The organism is Micromonospora sp. NBC_00362 (assembly GCF_026342155.1).
Lineage (GTDB): Bacteria > Actinomycetota > Actinomycetes > Mycobacteriales > Micromonosporaceae > Micromonospora > Micromonospora hortensis.
The window spans coordinates 6011176-6028388 of record NZ_JAPENH010000001.1; the positions used below are offsets into that span (position 1 = coordinate 6011176).

19 protein-coding genes and 1 pseudogene are annotated in these 17213 nt (G+C 72.4%); 13 read left to right on the forward strand and 7 right to left on the reverse strand.

Annotated elements, in window-relative coordinates; translation table 11 throughout:
- Positions 1 to 97: 97 nt before the first annotated feature.
- The gene (locus OG992_RS27775) at positions 98 to 1246 is read left to right on the forward strand and encodes an acyltransferase (protein ID WP_266304670.1); all 1149 of its coding nucleotides are present in this window, start codon (positions 98 to 100) and stop codon (positions 1244 to 1246) included.
- Here OG992_RS27775 and OG992_RS27780 read toward each other — a convergent pair.
- Entirely contained in the window at positions 1233 to 2042 is an 810-nt protein-coding gene (locus tag OG992_RS27780) for a DUF4097 family beta strand repeat-containing protein (RefSeq protein WP_266304671.1), read from the reverse strand. The two genes, OG992_RS27775 and OG992_RS27780, sit on opposite strands and share 14 nt — an antisense overlap.
- A gap of 102 nt (positions 2043 to 2144) precedes the next feature.
- Between OG992_RS27780 and recO the strand changes: the two genes are divergently transcribed.
- From recO to OG992_RS27805, 5 genes are all read left to right on the forward strand, one after another.
- Positions 2145 to 3011, forward strand: coding sequence for a DNA repair protein RecO (gene recO / locus OG992_RS27785; protein ID WP_266304672.1), 867 nt, complete (start codon positions 2145 to 2147; stop codon positions 3009 to 3011).
- 4 nt (positions 3012 to 3015) lie between these two features.
- Positions 3016 to 3828 (forward strand): isoprenyl transferase, encoded by an 813-nt coding sequence (locus OG992_RS27790; RefSeq protein WP_266304673.1) that lies wholly within the window; start codon positions 3016 to 3018, stop codon positions 3826 to 3828.
- A gap of 71 nt (positions 3829 to 3899) precedes the next feature.
- Entirely contained in the window at positions 3900 to 4085 is a 186-nt protein-coding gene (locus OG992_RS27795; protein ID WP_030336441.1) for a hypothetical protein, read from the forward strand.
- 335 nt (positions 4086 to 4420) lie between these two features.
- Positions 4421 to 4621, forward strand: coding sequence for a thioredoxin reductase (locus OG992_RS27800; RefSeq protein WP_238670381.1), 201 nt, complete (start codon positions 4421 to 4423; stop codon positions 4619 to 4621).
- Positions 4615 to 5373 carry a pirin-like bicupin family protein gene (locus OG992_RS27805; RefSeq protein ID WP_266304674.1) on the forward strand — a complete coding sequence of 253 codons (759 nt, stop codon included), beginning with the start codon at positions 4615 to 4617 and terminating at the stop codon, positions 5371 to 5373. Before OG992_RS27800 ends, OG992_RS27805 begins: the two co-directional genes overlap by 7 nt.
- Before the next feature lie 124 nt (positions 5374 to 5497).
- Here OG992_RS27805 and gndA read toward each other — a convergent pair whose 3' ends face one another.
- Both gndA and OG992_RS27815 read right to left on the reverse strand, forming a co-directional pair.
- Positions 5498 to 6940, reverse strand: coding sequence for an NADP-dependent phosphogluconate dehydrogenase (gndA, locus tag OG992_RS27810; protein ID WP_266304675.1), 1443 nt, complete (start codon positions 6938 to 6940; stop codon positions 5498 to 5500).
- A gap of 189 nt (positions 6941 to 7129) precedes the next feature.
- The gene (locus OG992_RS27815) at positions 7130 to 7426 is read right to left on the reverse strand and encodes a thiamine-binding protein (RefSeq protein ID WP_196919265.1); all 297 of its coding nucleotides are present in this window, start codon (positions 7424 to 7426) and stop codon (positions 7130 to 7132) included.
- Between the two features lie 290 nt (positions 7427 to 7716).
- Here OG992_RS27815 and OG992_RS27820 point away from each other — a divergent pair, with 290 nt between their 5' ends.
- On the forward strand, positions 7717 to 8112 hold the full coding sequence (locus tag OG992_RS27820; RefSeq protein ID WP_266304676.1) for a hypothetical protein: 396 nt from the start codon (positions 7717 to 7719) through the stop codon (positions 8110 to 8112).
- A 367-nt stretch (positions 8113 to 8479) separates the two neighbouring features.
- Here the strand turns inward: OG992_RS27820 and OG992_RS27825 are convergent.
- Positions 8480 to 9073: pseudogene (locus OG992_RS27825) on the reverse strand (energy-coupling factor transporter transmembrane protein EcfT); the annotation flags it as partial.
- Between the two features lie 141 nt (positions 9074 to 9214).
- On the opposite strand from OG992_RS27825, the gene OG992_RS27830 reads away from it, so the two are divergent.
- From OG992_RS27830 to OG992_RS27855, 6 genes are read left to right on the forward strand one after another with little or no spacing between them, the layout of a single operon-like run.
- The gene (locus OG992_RS27830) at positions 9215 to 10750 is read left to right on the forward strand and encodes a hypothetical protein (RefSeq protein WP_266304677.1); all 1536 of its coding nucleotides are present in this window, start codon (positions 9215 to 9217) and stop codon (positions 10748 to 10750) included.
- Positions 10751 to 10754: 4 nt separating this feature from the next.
- Positions 10755 to 11180 carry a hypothetical protein gene (locus OG992_RS27835; protein WP_266304678.1) on the forward strand — a complete coding sequence of 142 codons (426 nt, stop codon included), beginning with the start codon at positions 10755 to 10757 and terminating at the stop codon, positions 11178 to 11180.
- Complete coding sequence (locus OG992_RS27840) at positions 11177 to 11758, forward strand: FHA domain-containing protein (RefSeq protein ID WP_266304679.1); 582 nt, start codon at positions 11177 to 11179, stop codon at positions 11756 to 11758. The genes OG992_RS27835 and OG992_RS27840 overlap by 4 nt, the downstream gene beginning before the upstream one ends.
- 8 nt (positions 11759 to 11766) lie before the next feature.
- Positions 11767 to 12570 carry a protein kinase gene (locus OG992_RS27845; protein ID WP_266304680.1) on the forward strand — a complete coding sequence of 268 codons (804 nt, stop codon included), beginning with the start codon at positions 11767 to 11769 and terminating at the stop codon, positions 12568 to 12570.
- Positions 12567 to 14588, forward strand: a complete 2022-nt coding sequence (locus tag OG992_RS27850) for a cation:proton antiporter (protein WP_266304681.1) — start codon at positions 12567 to 12569, stop codon at positions 14586 to 14588. Before OG992_RS27845 ends, OG992_RS27850 begins: the two co-directional genes overlap by 4 nt.
- A 19-nt stretch (positions 14589 to 14607) precedes the next feature.
- Positions 14608 to 16527, forward strand: a complete 1920-nt coding sequence (locus OG992_RS27855; RefSeq protein WP_266304682.1) for a protein kinase — start codon at positions 14608 to 14610, stop codon at positions 16525 to 16527.
- 8 nt (positions 16528 to 16535) lie between these two features.
- Here OG992_RS27855 and OG992_RS27860 read toward each other — a convergent pair whose 3' ends face one another.
- The 3 genes from OG992_RS27860 to OG992_RS27870 form a co-directional block, all read right to left on the reverse strand.
- On the reverse strand, positions 16536 to 16823 hold the full coding sequence (locus tag OG992_RS27860) for a hypothetical protein (protein WP_266304683.1): 288 nt from the start codon (positions 16821 to 16823) through the stop codon (positions 16536 to 16538).
- 86 nt (positions 16824 to 16909) lie between these two features.
- Positions 16910 to 17050 (reverse strand): hypothetical protein, encoded by a 141-nt coding sequence (locus OG992_RS27865; protein ID WP_266304684.1) that lies wholly within the window; start codon positions 17048 to 17050, stop codon positions 16910 to 16912.
- Entirely contained in the window at positions 17047 to 17190 is a 144-nt protein-coding gene (locus OG992_RS27870; RefSeq protein ID WP_266304685.1) for a hypothetical protein, read from the reverse strand. Before OG992_RS27870 ends, OG992_RS27865 begins: the two co-directional genes overlap by 4 nt.
- Between the last annotated feature and the right edge of the window lie 23 nt (positions 17191 to 17213).

Sequence of the window (17213 nt, forward strand, 5' to 3'; positions counted from 1 at the left end):
GGGATGTTCACGCTCGGTTGAGATGGCTGTCGTTTGGTGCGGGCGCCACGCAGGGTAGGAAAGTTCTACCCCGCGTCCCCGACCGAGATGCAGGCTGATGCGCAACAGGTACCTCGACCTCCTCCGTGCCCTGGCCATCGTTCGAGTGGTGGTCTACCACGTCACCGGATGGGCGACCCTCACCCTCGTCTTCCCCGCCATGTCGGTGATGTTCGCGCTGGCAGGCTCGCTGATGGCCGCGTCGCTGACCCGGGTCGGGCCGGCGGCGGTCGGGCGTCGGCTGCGTCGACTGCTGCCGTCGCTGTGGGTGCTCGCTGTGGTCTTCGTGCCGGCCATGCTGTTCAGCGGGTTGTCGGTGACCCCTCGGGTGCTGCTGTGGCTGTTCCCGATCACTGACCCGCCGGCCAATCACTGGGGCGCGCTGGCGCTGAGCATCATCTGGTACCTGCGCGACTATCTCTGGTTCGTGCTCGCCTCGCCGGTCGCGCTCTGGCTGTTCCGGCGTGCCCCGCTGATGACCCTGCTCGCCCCGTACGTCCTGCTGGTGACGATCGAGGTGGGGATCTACCCGGCGCCGCCGGTGCTGCGCGAGTTCGGGCTCTACTTCGGTGCGTGGCTGCTCGGCTTCGCCCACCAGGCCGGGATGCTGCGCCGACTCTCCGGCCGGGTGTTGTACCCGGTGGCGCTCGCCCTCGCCGTGGGCGGCGGCGCCTGGATCGTCGCGCATCCCGGGCCGCGCGGGTACGACCTGAACGACAACCCCCTGGGCAACGCCCTCTGGTCGGCCGCGTTCATCCTGATCGTGCTGGGCCGGGCGCCGGCCGGGGTGGCCTGGCTGAGCCGGAGCCGACCGGCCGACCGGGCGGTGACAGTGCTCAACCGGCGGGCGCTCACCGTCTACCTCTGGCACATGCCGTTCGTGGTGGCGCTCACTCCGCTGGTCGACGTGGTGGGCTGGTCCCACCAGGACCCGGTGGGCCTGGCCATCCGGGTGCTGCTGGTCTTCGCTCTGGTGGGGCTGGTCACCCTGGCCGTCGGCTGGGTCGAGGACGTCGCGGCCCGCCGCCGTCCGGAGCTGATCCCTGGTGGTCCGGTGGAGTCCGCCGACGCGGCGGCCCGGTCGGGTGCCGACTCCAGGGCCCGACCGGGTGCCGACGCTGCTGACGCTACCGGGGCGACCGTCGGACGAGCTGTGGCGCCGGCGCAGCGCACGGCCGGGGCCAACGTCGAGATCAGCGCTGGCTGATCGTGAGGTTGCCGCTGTTTGCCGAACCGTCGAGCACCAGGGACGCCGCCGGGTTGTCGGTGACGGTGACGGTCTTGTCGCCGGAGTCGGCGCTGGACCGGACCCGGTAACTGCCCTGCGGCACCACAAGCGTGACGTCACCGCTGGAGGCGTGGACCCGGGCCGAGGCGGGCTTGTCCAGCTCGACGTTGACATTGCCCGAGCTGGCCTCGGCGTCGACAGTGCCGCCCAACCGGCGTGCGCTGATGTCTCCGGACGAGGCGCGCAGGCGTACCGCCGCGGCGGCCTCACTCACCTCGATGTTGCCGGAACGGGCCTCCACCCCGACCGCGCCCGACGCACCGGAGATCCGCACGTCGCCCGAGCGCACCTGCAGCTCCACGGTGCCGACCCGACTCAGCTCGACGTTGCCGGAGCTGGTCTCGCCCTGCACCGCCACACCCTCCGGCACCGTCACCTCGTACGAGACACTGCACCGTGAGCCACAGTCGGTGTCCAGCACCAGCTCGCTGCCCTTGATTTCGTAGCGGGTGTTGTCCGGTTCGCCGCCCTGGTAGCGAACCACTCGCTTGATCCGCACCTCGGACGCCGGGCCGGTGCCGCGGACCACCACGTCGCCCGAGCCCCCGGAGAGCCGGACCGTGGTGATCCGTACCGCCTCGGTGTTGTCGTAGTCGAGCCGACGGAACGACAGGTTGTCGCACCCGGTGAGCACGATGAGCGTGGTGGCGAGCCCTAGCGCGACGGGAGCGGCGACGCGACGACGGCGGGGGGTGGTGGTCAGGTGCAGTGCCATGACCAGCACGCTACGACCGAGCACGAGGTGGCCGCATCGGGGTTCATCCGCGCTTGCACCCCGAACCAACCCTGATTTCACACCCCGAGGGAGAATGGTCCGATGGCCGGGTATCGCCGACAGCTCTACCGCGACGACGCGGTGGTGCTGCGTGTGCAGAAGCTCGGCGAGTCCGACCGGATCATCACCCTGCTCACCCGCCGGCACGGCCGGCTGCGGGCTGTGGCTCGAGGGATCCGCCGCACCACCAGCAAGTTCGGTGCCCGGCTGGAGCCGTTCGGCCACGTCGACCTCCAGCTCGCCGGTGACCCGAAGGGCAACCACGGCAGTTCTCTGCACACGGTCAGCCAGGTCGAGGGCATCGACCTGTACGGCAAGCGGTTCCTGGGCGACTATCCGCGCTACACGGCGGCCAGCGCGATCGCCGAGACCGCCGAGCGGCTGACCCCGGTGGAACGGGAGCCGTCGCTGCGGCTGTTCCAGCTCACCATCGGCGCGCTGAAGGCGCTGTCCCGGGGTGAGCACGCCACCACCCTGGTGCTCGACGCGTACCTGCTGCGCGGGATGTCCCTGGCCGGCTGGGCGCCGGCGCTGGTCGCCTGTGCGGTCTGCGGGACGCCCGGGCGGCACCGGGCGTTCTCGGTGCCGGCCGGCGGCGCGGTCTGTCCGGATTGTCGGCCACCCGGAGCGGCTCATCCCGCCCCGGCCACCATCGATCTGATGTCCGCGTTGACCTCCGGCGACTGGGTGATCGCCGACGCCACCGACGCCGCCGTACGTCGGGAGTGCAGTGGGCTTGTCGCGGCTCACCTGCAGTGGCACCTGGAGCGCGCGCTACGCTCGCTGCCGCTGGTCGACCGGGGTTCCTCGGCGGCCGGCACGGCCCCGCAGCCGGAGGGCACCGGGGCCGTGGTGCTCCGGCCACGCGGCGACGTCGAGGCCGGGGCGGACGGCGCGAACAGGGAGTGACCGAGTGATCCGATCGAAGAAGGCCGGCCGGCGCGAGCCGACGCCGCCGGTGCCACACCCGTCCGGGGCCCGCCCCCCGGCGCTGCCCACCGAGGCGGTGCCGAAGCACGTGGCGGTGGTGATGGACGGCAACGGCCGCTGGGCCAAGGACCGCGGGCTGCCCCGCACCAAGGGGCACGAGGCGGGGGAGCACAGCCTCTTCGACACCATCGAGGGCGCCATCGAGATGGGCATCCCGTACCTGTCGGCGTACGCGTTCTCCACTGAGAACTGGCGGCGCTCGCCCGACGAGGTCCGGTTCCTGATGGGGTTCAACCGGGACGTGATCCGTCGCCGCCGTGACCAGTTGGTCGACCTGGGCGTACGGGTGGTGTGGTCGGGCCGGCCCGGTCGGCTGTGGAAGAGCGTCATCTCCGAGTTGCAGACCGCCGAGGAGATGTCCCGCGACAACTCGACGCTGACCCTCCAGTTCTGCGTCAACTACGGCGGGCACGCCGAGATCGGTGACGCCGCCGCCGCGATCGCGCGGGACGTGGCGGCCGGCCGGCTGGATCCGGCGAAGGTCACCGAGAAGACCGTGGCGAAGTACCTCTACCACCCGGAGATCCCGGAGGTGGACCTGTTCCTGCGCCCCTCCGGGGAGGAGCGGATCTCCAACTTCCTGCTCTGGCAGACCGCGTACGCCGAGTTGGTCTTCCTGGACACGCTCTGGCCCGACTTCGACCGTCGCCACCTCTGGTACGCGTGCGAGTTGTACGCCCAGCGGGACCGACGCTTCGGCGGCGCGCTGCCCAACCCGGTCGCCCCGGTTATCTGAGCCGACGCGCTTACCCGCACGTCACTCTGGGTATCAGAGACGTCAGAAGTCACTGACGGAGGTGAACCCACATGATCCAGAAGCGCATTGCCCAGTGGGCGGTGATGGCGATCGCGGTGCCGCTGGCCGCGGCCGGTGCCCGCCGGCTCAGCCACACCCTGGAGGCCCGGCGTGGTCCCTCCGGGGCGACCCGGTTGCTGACCAAGGGTGCGGACCTGATCCGTCCGCAGAAGGCCAAGCGCCGCCGCTTCTTCTGACCACCCCAACTGTCCCCGGCGCCCTCCGCACCCCTCGTGCGGGGGGCGCCGCCGCATCCCTCCCGCCCCGCCCCGCTCCGCATCCGCGCTCCGCCCCGCCCCGCTCCGCCCGTCGATCATGGAGTGGTGATGGCCGGATTGGGGGCATTTGTGACTTATGTTCATCACCACAACTCGATGATCGAAGCGACCCGGGGTCGGGCGCGCGGCCGGTGGGCGGGTTGGGGTGAGTGCGCTCGTTTCGGGGTCCTGCGCAAGGGCGGCGGGTAGGGTCCGGAGGTGGTGGGACGACGGCGGTTGGGGGGCAGATGCGCGATCTCCGCTTTAAGATGATCATGGCGTTGAACGCCGCCGACCTGGGCGACCCGATGTGCGAGCAGGTGGCCGAGATCTGTGCCGAGATCGCCGAGCAGCACTGCGCCGAGTTTGGCCACACACCTCAGCTGCGCACCGGTGAGATCGCCGAACTGGCCACCGGTGAGCCGGCCCTGACCTGGGCGCCGTCGACCCCCGACGCCGGGCAGCGTGCGTGGTGACCGCGCCCGCTGTCGACATCCGTCGTGCCGATGATCGCTTCGCCACTCGGATCTCCTGGCTGGACTCCAAGCACTCCTTCTCGTTCTCCCGGCACTACGACCCGGCCAACACCCACCACGGCCTGCTGCTGGTCAACAACGACGACGTGGTCCGACCCGGCGCTGGCTTCGAGACCCACCCGCACCAGGACATGGAGATCGTGACCTGGGTGCTGCGCGGTTCCCTGGTGCACCAGGACTCCACCGGGCACTCCGGAGTGATCTACCCGGGCCTGGCCCAGCGGATGAGCGCCGGCACCGGCATCCTGCACTCGGAGAAGAACGACGCCTGGCGGCTCAACAACCAGGAGCCGCACACCGACCCGGTGCACTTCGTGCAGATGTGGGTGCTCCCCGACGAGCAGGGCGTCGACCCCGGCTACGAGCAGCTCGAGATCGAGGACGAGCTGCTCCGCGGGGGCCTGGTGCCGATCGCCTCCGGAATGGACCGCTACGACGGCGCGTCCGCGATCCGGATCCGCAACCGGTACACGACACTGCACGCCGCCCGTCTCGCCCTCGGCGACGAGGTCACCATCCCGGACGCGCCCTACGTGCACGTCTACGTGCCCGACGGCACTGTGACCCTGGAGGGCAGCGGTCCGCTCGGCAGCGGCGACGCGGCCCGGCTCACCATGACCGGTGGCCGACGGGTGACCGCCGACGAACCGGCCGAGATCCTCGTCTGGGAGATGCACGCCACTGTCGCCTGACCGTCACCCGCGCGGCCTCACCCATGATCTCGCCCGAACAGGGATGTAGTGGCCTCCCCATCGGGGGAGACCACTACATCAAGGATCGAGCAGGATCACCGTGGCGCGCAGGGCGCCACCCCGGCTACGCCGGCGACTCGGTGCGGTCGGCGGCCCAGGTGGTGTGGAACGAGCCCTCGCGGTCCACCCGCTGGTAGGTGTGCGCGCCGAAGTTGTCCCGCAGACCCTGGATCAGCGCGGCGGGCAGCCGCTCCGCGCGCAACGCGTCGAAGTACGCCAACGACGACGAGAACGCGGGCGTCGGCACACCGGCCCGGGTCGCGTCGGCCACCACCCGCCGCCAGCTCGGCACGCCAGCGCTGACCGCCTCGGCGAAGTACGGCGCCACCAGCAGCGTCGGCAGGTCCGGCTGCTCGTCGTACGCCTCACGGATCCGGTTGAGGAAGCGGGCCCGGATGATGCAGCCGCCCCGCCAGATCGTCGCGGTGCCGCCAAGGTCGATGTCCCAGTTGTATTCCTGGCTGCCCGCGCGAATGTGGTCGAAGCCCTGCGCGTACGCGACGATCTTGGAGGCGAGCAGCGCCCGGCGGACGTCCTCGACGAACGTGTCGCGGTCGGTGACCTGCCACTTGTCACCCGCGTCGGGGAACGCCCGGCGGGCCGCCTCACGCTGGTCGACGTGCCCGGAGAGCGAACGGGCGAAGGTCGCCTCGGCGATCCCGGTGATCGGGATGCCCAGGTCCAGGGCACTCTGCACGGTCCACCGACCGGTGCCCTTCTGCTCGGCCCGGTCCTGCACGATGTCCACGAACGACCGGCCGGTCGCCGCGTCGGTGTGCGCGAGCACGTCGGCGGTGATCTCGATGAGGAACGACTCCAGCTCGCCGTTGTTCCACTCTCGGAAGATCTCCGCGATTTCGGCCGGCGTCGCGTCCAGGCCTGCCCGGAGCAGGTCGTACGCCTCGGCGATGAGCTGCATGTCGGCGTACTCGATGCCGTTGTGCACCATCTTGACGAAGTGCCCGGCGCCGTCCGGCCCGACGTGCGTACAGCACGGCACGCCGTCCACCTGGGCGGCGATCTTCTCGAACATCGGGCCGAGCTTCGCGTACGACTCGGTGGAGCCGCCCGGCATGATGCTCGGCCCACGCAGCGCGCCCTCCTCGCCACCGGAGACGCCGGTGCCGCTGAAGTGCAGCCCCTGCGCCCGCAGCGCCTCTTCACGACGACGAGTGTCGGCGAAGTGGGCGTTGCCACAGTCGACGATGATGTCGCCCTCGTCGAGCAGAGGCACCAACTCGTCGATCACCGCGTCGGTGGGCGCGCCGGCCTTCACCATGACGATGACCGCGCGGGGTCGTTCCAGTGACGCCACGAAATCGGCCATCGTCTCGCCCGGCAGGAACGTGCCCTCGTCGCCGTGCTCGGCGACCAGGCTGCGGGTGCGCTCCGGCGAGCGGTTGTGCACTGCCACCGTGAAGCCGTTGCGGGCCAGGTTGCGGGCCACATTGCGACCCATCACCGCCAGCCCGGTCACACCGATTTGTGCCCTCGCCTGATCAGCCATTCGTGCCGCCACCTCTCGTCACACCACTATCAGCGCTTGGAAACTTACCGTGATGTGAGCCGATACGGACCAGTGATCGACGTCCCGTTACTGCACGTGATGTGGACATCGCCGCTGGCGGCTCGGGCTATCGACACTGGTCGGCGAGCCCCGCACAGGGAAACGTGTCGTCATCCGGCGCCGCGCGCGTCAGCCTTCGGCGAGACGGGCTTCGATTCGGGCGATCTTCCCGGTCAGCGCGTCGGTGACCCCGGGCCGGACGTCGGCCTTGAGCACCACACTCACCCGGGGCGCCCGCGCGGCGACCACGTCGACCGCCTGCTTCACCACCGCCATCACCTCGTCCCACTCGCCCTCGACGGTGGTGAACATGGCATCGGTCCGGTTGGGCAGGCCGGACGCACGGACCACCCGCACCGCCTCGGCGACCAGGTCACCCACGGAGTCGTCGCCGCCGAGCGGGGTGATCGAGAACGCGATCAGCATGTGCCGATCCTGTCAGTAAAAACGGATGCGCGTCGGTCGGGCGGTGGCTACGGTACGAACATGCGTAACTGACGCCCCACTTCCGAGCCGGCCCGCCGTCCCGCGTCGCGGTCCGCGCGCTCCCGGGCGTCCCGCATTCCCTCCCCGCCGTTCGGCGGCGATGGCCCTGCCTGGCCCCGGTGAGCAGTCCCTTCCCCACTCGACCGTCGCGCAACGGCGGTCACCAGCCGATCCGACCGACCGCCGCAGCGCGGGACCGGCCGTGCCGGTCGGCAATGAAGGAGGCCCGGATGCCTGCCAGGCGTAACCCGAAGAAGACCCGTACCCCGAGAGCGACGCCGCTCGGCGTCGACCCGGCGGCCGGCAACGGCCCGTTCCCACCCACCCGCCCCGACCTGGACCTCACGGTCGAACCGGTCCTGCCGGCGGTGCTGGTGGAACCGGCCCTGCCGGCCGAGCCGGCCCTGCCGGCGGTGCTGGTGGAGCCGGCATCTGGCCTGGGCGAGGTGGCGCCGCCGGTCGATGTGCCGGCAGCGGTCGACGCGCCGACGGTGGGAGATCTGCCCAAGCCAGCCGCACGACCGAAGGCGCCGACAGCAGGGCCACCGCAGGGTGGCGGCAACCGCTCCGGCGGCCGCAGCCAGCAGGCCGGCCAGGCCCGCCGCTACGCCTTCCGCCGCAGCTGATCGAGCCGCCCACCCCGCCCCGCCCGCCCGAGGCCGCCCGGCCCCGCCGCGCCCCACCCCGCCCCGGATCGCCCGGCCTAACCCACCCTGCCCCGGGCCGCCCGGCCCCGCTGCGCCCCGTGATCTTGCACTTCCTGTCCTCGCACAAACGGTATATCGGGATGAACCAACGACAGAAGTCGCAAGATCGGCGTAGGCGGGCGAGGGCGGGGGCGCTGGGCGCGGGGTGGTGACAGCAACATCAGGGATGTAGTGGCCTCCATGGCGAGCGAGGCCACTACATCCCTGATGTTGTGTGGATCTTGGCCCAGCGGGGCCCAGCGGGGCCCAGCGGGGCCCAGCGGGGCCCAGCGGGGGGTGGGCGGGGTCAGCTGATCAGGGGGCGGAAGGCGCCTAGGAGGATGCTTGTGGTCAGGGCGGCTCCGGCCAGCACGAACGCCCCGGCGATGAGGAGGGCGTCGGCGCGGGTGAAGTGCTGCCGCCGGGCGACGGTACGCGGGGTGCCGGCGTCGAATCCGCGGGCGTCCATCGCCACGGCCAGCCGGGTGCCCCGGCGGATCGCCCCGACCAGCAGGGCGAACGCGGTGGAGGCGAACAGCCGCAGCTTGGCCACCGGATCGCGGCCGGCGTCCACCCCGCGCGCCCGGCGGGCCATGGTGATCATCTGCCACTCCTGGCCGAGCAGCGGCACCAACCGGAACGCGGCCAGCGCCCCGATGGCGAAGCGGGCCGGCGCCTTCGCGTTCTGGACCAACGCGTCGGCCAGGTCGGTGGGGTCGGTGGTCGCGAAGACGATCACACCGGGCAGCGCCACCGCGAACACCCGAAGCACCAGGCCGAGCGCGGTGAGCAGCACGACGGTGCTCACCAACACCGGCCCGGCGTCCAGCAGGACCCGGCCGGACCGGTCGGCGGCGAACAGCACCAGGGTGACCAGGATGCCGGCGGCGCTGAGCAGTAGGCGCACCGGAGAAACCAGTGGGGCCCGGCCGCGGCTGGGGTCCGTTCCCGGATTCGCGGGGCAGCGGGGCGTCGGCCGCCGTGCTAGAAACTCTCCGACGTGGCACGGGCGGGGCGTGCCGCGCGAACGGGGAGCGGTCTGGTGGAACAACAGGAGGCGGCCGGAGATCTCAACTCCGAACTGCTGGCCAGCGACGTGTGGACCGACGAGATGCTGGCCGGCGCCGGCATACCGATGGTGGATGTCCCGTTCGTGACGGTCGGCGGCGGGATCGGCTCCTTCGTCACTGTGGACTACCTCCGCATCGCCGGAGTGGCTGCCGACCGGATCCGGGTGCTGTCCAACATCGACCATCCCTGGCAGACGTACGAATATCTGACCCGGGTGTCGCAGATTCCGCGCCACGAGCGGATCCGCTCCGACTCGTCCTCCCGGCCCGACAACATCTGGGGCTTCCCGTCGTACGCGGTGGCGGAGGCCTGGCAGGAGCGCAGCCTTCGGCCGCTGCTGCACGTGCTGGGTGAGCCGCTGTTCACCGACTACTGGACGCCCCGGGCCGGGCAGGTGTTCGCCGGCCTGGAGCGGGAGGCGGAGCGGATCGGATACCGGGACATGCTGGTCGACGGCGTGGTGCGGATGGTCCGGCGGCGTGCCGGGGGCGGCTACTTCACCATCCTCACTCCGCCGGCCGGCAGCTCGTCGACCCGGCGGGTTGCCTACCGGTCCCGATTCGTGCACCTCGCGGTCGGCTATCCCGGCCTGCGTTTCCTGCCGGACCTGCAGCAGTTCCGCGAGACCCACCAGGATTTCGAGCACGTGGTCAACGCCTACGAGCCGCACGAGCACGTGTACGAGGTGCTCAAGACCCGGCCGGGCACCGTGCTGGTCCGGGGCGGCGGCATCGTCGCGTCCCGGGTGCTGCAGCGCCTGATGGACGACCGGGAACGGCACGGTCTGGGTACCGAGATCGAGCACCTGTTCCGCACCTATGTCAGCGGCGCGCACGGGCCGCACCCGTGGCTGCGCCGCCGGGGCGGCGACGGATGGGCGTACCAGGGGTTCAACTATCCCAAGTCGGTGTGGGGCGGCCAGCTCAAGGCCCGGATGCGCCGCCTCGAGGGCGCGGACCGGGCCGCCGCGTACGCCGCGATGGGCGGCACCAACACGCCGAAGCGCCGCCGCTGGCAGGAACAGATGCGCGCCGGCCGGAAGGGCGGCTGGTACCGCACCTGGCAGGGCACGGTCGACCAGGTGGAACCGACCGCCGACGGCCGGATCGCCAGCCGGGTCACCGGCGACGCCGGCACGAGGACGCTGCTCGCGGACTACGTCATCGACTGCACCGGCTTGGAGGCCGACATCGCCGAGCACCGAGTCATCGCGGACCTGCTCGAACATGGCGGCGCCGGCCGCAACCCGGTCGGCCGCCTCGACGTGGAGCGGCACTTCGAGGTACGCGGGACAGCGAGCGGCGACGGTGCCCTCTACGCCTCGGGCACGGCTACCCTCGGCGGCTACTTCCCCGGCGTGGACACCTTCCTGGGGTTGCAGATCGCAGCCCAGGAGATCGCCGACGACCTGGCGCGCCGAGGCTTCGGCGCCCGCCTCGGGCCGGTGCGCTCCACCCTGGAGTGGGTGCGGTGGATGCGTGGCCGGCCTGCCGGTCAGAAGGGCTGAGACGATGGTGCCCACCCTCGCCGGACGGATCCAGACCCGGCTCGTGCTCCTGGCGGTCGTCGGCTCACTCGTGACCGCGATCGTGACCCCGCTGCTGCCCTCCGGTGTCGGCTACCGGGACACCTTCGGGGTGCTGCTCGCCGTCGCCGTCCTCGGCGTCGGCTGGGAGCTGGTCTACCACCTGCTCATGCAGTTCCGCTGGGAAAAGGACTGGCCGCTGCTGTTCGGTCTGGGCACGGGGGTGCCCGAGGCGGCGCTGATCTGGCTGCTGCTCGACCACCACGCGCTGCCGGGGCTCGCCGGGCCACCTCCGCTCGGTGCGTTCCTGCTGCACTTCTCGGCGGTCTGGCTGGCGGTCTGGCTGGTCGCCAACGGCCCGATGCGGGTGCCGTTCCTGCGCTGGCGCTTCTTCGGCGGGCGGCTCGGGTGAGCGGCCGGGAGCCGGACCCGGCCGTGCCGTTCACCGCGGTGCTGCTCGTCGCCGGCGCCACCGAGGTGGTCGCGACGACGGCCGGTGAGCCGACGGTCGTGCTGCCGGCGATGGTCGAGGGCGTGGACTGCCGGAACGGCCACTTCAACGACCCCGGGCTGCGCTACTGCCAACGCTGCGGCATCGCCATGCATCAGCAGACGCTCGCCACCCGGCTGGCGCCGCGGCCGCCACTCGGCGTGCTGCTCACCGACGATGGGGTCACCTTCCGGCTGGACACGGACTATGTCGTCGGGCGCCGTCCGGAGCAGCATCCGGACGTCCGGGCCCGGCGGGCGCGGCAGGTCCGGCTCACCGGCGAGATCTCCGGAGTCTCCCGCCTGCACTTGCGGATCCAGCTGCGCGGCTGGCAGGTGGCGGTGGTGGACCTAGGCTCCGCCAACGGCACCATGCTGCGCGAGGCAGCGGACGCCGACACCCGGCGGGTGCCCGCCGGCGAGCCGGTCGTGATCCGGCCCGGCACCCAGATCGAGTTCGCCGCACGGTGGCTGCGGTACGAATCCCACCGGAACCCCTGAGGAAGCCCGTGCGCGGCATCGCCGACTACACCTTCATCCGCCCGCTCGGCTCAGGTAACCACGGGACCTTCTACCTGGCGAACCGGCCGGCCCGGCTCCCGATCCCGGCCGACCTGGTCGCCGTCAAGGTGCTGCACGCCGAGTCCGAGGAGACGGCGTTCCGGCGGGCGACCCGAGAGCTCGCCGCGTTCGCCGCGGTCAGGTCCCCGTGCCTGGTCGACCTGTACGACGCGGGTCAGCACGACGGCTTCTTCTACTACTCGACCGAATACCTGCCGGACGGCTCGCTAGCCCAGCCCGCCGTACCGGTCGACCGGTCGACCGCGCTGCGGGCGCTCGCCGACGCGGCCCGGGCGCTGTCGGCCCTGCACGCTGCGGGCATCGCGCATCGCGACATCAAGCCGGGGAACGTGCTCCTGCGCGACGGTGGCGGTCGGCTGGCCGACCTCGGCCTCTCGCAGATCTTCACCGAGGGCGCCACCATCACCGGGATGGGGTCGGCCGACTCGGTCGAGTACGTCGACCCGGCGGTGCTCCTCGGCGACCCCGCCGGACCCGACGGTGACGTCTGGTCCCTCGGCGCGACCGTGCACCGGGTGCTCGCCGCCAGCGGCGTCCACGGCGAGTTGCCCCCGGGAAACGCGCTGCTCGCCCTGCGGGCGGTGCTCGCGCGGCCGCCCCGCGTCGACCCCGACCTGCCGGACGCGCTGCGCGGGCTGGTGGCGGACTGCCTGGCGCCCGCGGGCGACCGTCCCACCGCGGCGCAGGTCGCGGCCCGGCTCGACGGGATCGCCGCGGAGAACGAGGCGTGACCGCGCACGCGGTCGGCCAACTCCTGCTCGCCCTGGCCGTCGTGATTGCGCTCGCCCGCCTGCTCGGGGCGGCGGCGAAGCGCCTCGGGCAGCCGCCGGTGGTGGGCGAGATCGTGGCCGGTGTGCTGCTCGGTCCGACCATCTTCGGCGCCGAGCTGAGCGGGCGGCTGTTCCCCACCGAGATCCGGCCCGCCCTGTCCGGGCTCGCGAACGTCGGTCTCGTGCTGTTCATGTTCATCATCGGCTACGAGCTGGACCAGTCCCTGGTGCGGGGCCGGCTGCGGGCGGCGGCTGCGGTCTCGCTGGGATCGATCGTCGTGCCACTTGGCCTCGGCGTCGGTCTGGCCGGGTGGTTGGCGGGGCGGCACGACGTCGACCGGGTGGTGCCGTTCGCGTTGTTCCTCGGCGCCGCGATGGCGGTCACCGCCTTTCCGGTGCTGGCGCGGATCCTCGCCGATCGGGGGATGGTCCGGACGGAGTTGGGCGGGCTGGCGCTTGCGAGCGCCGCCGTCGACGACGTGGTCGCCTGGTGCCTGCTGGCCGGGGTCGTCGCGGTGGGCGGTGCGGAGGCCGGATTCCCGTGGCAGGTGCTGCTCGTGGCACCGTACCTGCTGGTGATGTTCGGCTGGGTGCGGCCGATGCTGCGCCGGTTGACGGTCGTCCGGGCACGTGCCGGCCGACTCACCCCGGACGTGCTCGGTGTCATCCTGGTCGGCCTGCTGCTGTCCTGCTACGCCACGGAGCTGCTCGGCCTGCACGCCATCTTCGGTGCCTTCGTCTTCGGCGCGATCATGCCGCGGGTGGACGGTGCGGCGCTGCGGGAGGAGATCCTGGAGCGCCTGGAGCAGGTCTCCGTGCTGCTTCTGCTCCCGGTCTTCTTCGTGATCGCCGGGCTCCAGGTCGACCTGTCCCGGATCGGTCTCTCCGGTGTGGTGGACCTCGCCCTCATCCTCGTCACGGCGATCGGCGGCAAGTTCGTCGGCGCGTACCTCGGCGCCCGCTCGCAGCGGGTCGCCCGACGGCCGGCGGGGGCGCTCGCGGCCCTGATGAACACCCGTGGCCTCACCGAGATCGTCATCCTCACCGTGGGTCTGCAGCTCGGCATCCTCAACCCTGAGTTGTTCTCGCTGATGGTGGTCATGGCCCTGGTCACCACCGTGATGGCCGGGCCACTGCTCAATGTGATCTATCCCCGTCGCCTGGTGGACCGGGACATCGCCCAGGCACAGCGGGCCGCGCTCGGTGGGCCCGACACCCACCGGGTGCTGGTGGTCGTGCCGGAGGGTGAGCGGGCGGCCGAACTGACCGCGCTCGCGGTCGACCTGGCCGGATCCCGAAGACCCGCCGAGGTGGTGCTGAACCGCCTGCTGCCGTACCCGGTAGCCGCCGTGGAGGTCGGTGCGGGCCTGCACACGGAGCTGGCGGGGATGACCGCCGCGATGGGGGAGCTGGCCCGGTTGGCCGAGTCGGTCCGCAGCGCGGGTCTCGGCGCACCGGTGCTGGTGCGGTATGCGACCGACCCCCGAGGTGAGCTGGCGGGCGAGGTGGCGACGGCGCAGCCGGCCGTGGTGCTGTCCACCCAGCCCGCCGACGTGGACGTGCCCGACGCGGTGTGGGTCACGGCGCACCGGTTGCCGGCCCGCCCCTGGCCCGCCGTGGCGGTCGCCGCGGGCGGCGCCGACGGGCCGGCTGCGCTGCGGGTGGCCGCCCAGCTCGCGGCGGGCGCGGGGGTGCCGCTGGTGGTGGAGCCGGTCGGTTCCGGCGGCGGGGCCCGGCGGGCCAACGCGGCGGTTCGCGCGCTGGTCCGGCAGGGGGTGACCGTGGACACTGGCGGGGAGGCGCCGACGGGGGTCCTACGGATTGCCGGCCGCGACGCCGCCTCCGACGGGGCGCACCTCACCGTCCAGGGTGGAAGGTCGGTGGACGCCGCCGCTGGGCAGTGGTTGGTTCCGCCGCGGTCCCGGGATGAGCGGGACGGGTGCGATACTGAGCCGGCTCCCGGCGCGGACCGGGCGTGAGGCACGGAAGTGGGACGGGATGACGGGCGATACCACCGAAGACCTCCAGCCGCTGCGCCCTGGCGATCCCCGGCACCTCGGGACGTGCCGGCTTCTCGGCCGGCTCGGCGAAGGTGGGATGGGCACCGTCTTTCTGGCGGAGCAGCCGGGTGGCCGACGGGTGGCGGTCAAGGTGATCCGCACCGACCGCTCCGACGACGCCGAGTTCCGGCGGCGCTTCCGGGGCGAGGTGAAGCGGGCCCGGCAGGTTCCTCCCTTCTGCACGGCCGAGGTGCTCGACGCGGACCCCGATCATGAGCCGCCCTACCTCGTCGTCGAATACGTCGACGGACCGAGCCTGGCTGCCGTCGTGGCGGAGCGGGGGCCGCTGACCGCTGGCAACCTGCACGGCCTGGCGATCGGCGTGGCGACGGCGCTGACCGCCATCCATGGTGCCGGCGTGATCCACCGCGACCTCAAGCCGAGCAATGTGCTGCTGCCGCCGGGCAGCCCGAAGGTGATCGACTTTGGCATCGCCCGGGCGGTTGAGGGCAGCGCCGTAACCCGGACCGACCAGGTGGTCGGGACGGTCGCGTACATGGCGCCGGAGCGGTTCGATCCGGCCGGCAGTGGGACGCTGACCGCCGCGGCCGACGTGTTTGCCTGGGGCGCGGTCGTCGCGTTCGCCGGTACGGGTCGGACCCCGTTCGCAGCGGACACGCCGCAGGCCACCGCGGTGCGTATCCTCACCCAGGAGCCGGGCCTGGACGGGTTGACCGGCCCGTTGCGCACACTGGTGGAGCAGGCGCTGGCGAAGGATCCGGCGGGCCGGCCCGGTGCGCGGGAGTTGCTGGACCGGTTGCTGACGGTCGCTCCGCGGCCGGAGACCGGCTCCGCCGAAGTGACGGCCGACCAGTCCGCGCTGCTCGCCGCCGTCGAGCAGGCGCAGGCGGCGACCGACCAGCGTCCCCTCCTCGAGACCGAGCTCGCCGGTCGGCGGCACACCACCCACGGGTCCGTGGTCGCGTCCGGTGCCCCTGCCACGCCGCCTGCGGACGACGACGCCACCACCCGGTGGGGTGTCTCGTCCGCCACCCCGACGCCGAGGCCGACCTCCGTCGCGAGGCCGGCGGACGCCCTACCCGCCTCCGCGCCCCCGCCCGTGACCTCCGCGCCCGCGATGAGCCCGCCCGCGCCGACTCCCCGGCGGTGGCCGTTCGTCGCCGCCACGGTGCTCTCCGCCCTGGCGCTGGTCGCCGCGCTGGCCGGCGTCGGCGTGCTGACCGGGGTGCTGCGGGGAGGCCCGGGCGAGCCGCTCGGCCTCGCCGCGACGCCGTCCGTCGGGCCGTCCGTCGGGCCGTCCGTCGGGCCGTCCGGCGCGACGCCGGCACTGCCGTCGGTGGTGATCCGGGATCCGCTCACCGTCACCAACTACTGGCGGACCCGCACCGACGAGAAGAACCGGGTCAGCTGCGCGTTCGACGGGGCGTACGTGGTGACGAAACGGTCCGAGGGTCCGTACCGCTGCCTGGGGCCGCAGCAGTCCTTCGCCGACTTTCAGGTCGAGGTGGACGTGGCGTTGCGGCGGCCCGGCAGTTGCGCCGGCATCTGGTTCCGCTTCACCGACCTGACGGGTGGGCACGCGCTGCGGGTCTGCCCGGACGGATATCACCTCGTGGCGCACGGAGTGGACAGCCCGAACGCGGTCACCCCGGCGGGCACCTTCCCCTACCCGGCTGGGCAGCTGGCACTGGGCCGGACGATCCAGGTGGGCATCGTCGCCAGGGGCGGGCAGCTGCGGTTCCTCCGGGAAGGTGTGGAGATCGGCGCGGCCCGGGACGGCGCCCCGGTGCCGGGCCGGGTGGTGCTCGGCATCTTCCGCGACCCGGGCCGGGACGAGCCCGCAGAGCCGCCGTACGAGGTGGCCTTCCGCGACGTCGAGATCCGGCAGCTCGACTGAACGTCCGGTCAGTGCTGCCCGGCGCAGCAGGGCGGCGGGTCCGGCACCTCGCACGGGGCGATGCCGGCGGCCCGGTACGGCGTGGCCATCAGCATCAGCTCGCCGGCCTGCCACTGCGGCCGGACGAAGTCCCGGGTCTGCACCACGGTCTCCCGTCCGGCCGGCGGCGCGCCCAACACGATCACCCGCTGGATGGCGCTGGCGTCGAGCAGCTCGGCGACGGTCAGCGTCCCGACCAGACGGTCGACCCCGGGATAGCGCACCGCCCGACCCGAACGGCGGGTGGCGTGCTCCATGGCCGCATGGTCGGCGGCCTGTCTCAGCTCGGCGGGGCTCGCCGGCAGCCCGGCCAGCCGGTCGTCGGACAGGTCGCTGCCCAGGCTCAGGGCACGTGTGGATGCGGTGCCCAGGACAGGTGGGTGCAGGCCACCAGGTCGGGCAGGTCGAGCGGGGGTACGTGCTCGGCCAGCCAGTGCTCGGCCTCCCGTACGGTCCGGTGGCCCAGGCTCAGCCCGACGATCACCGGTTCAGCGCCCAGGCGTAGCAGCCCGACCCGTACGCGCGGCAGTGCTCGGCGACCGGGGCGGAGCGGTCCAGCGCCGGGAGTCCGTCGGTGGCGGCCGTCTGGTCGTGGTCATCGCGGGGAGCCGGTCCGTGTCCCATGTGCTGCTCCAGTCGCGTTCGCG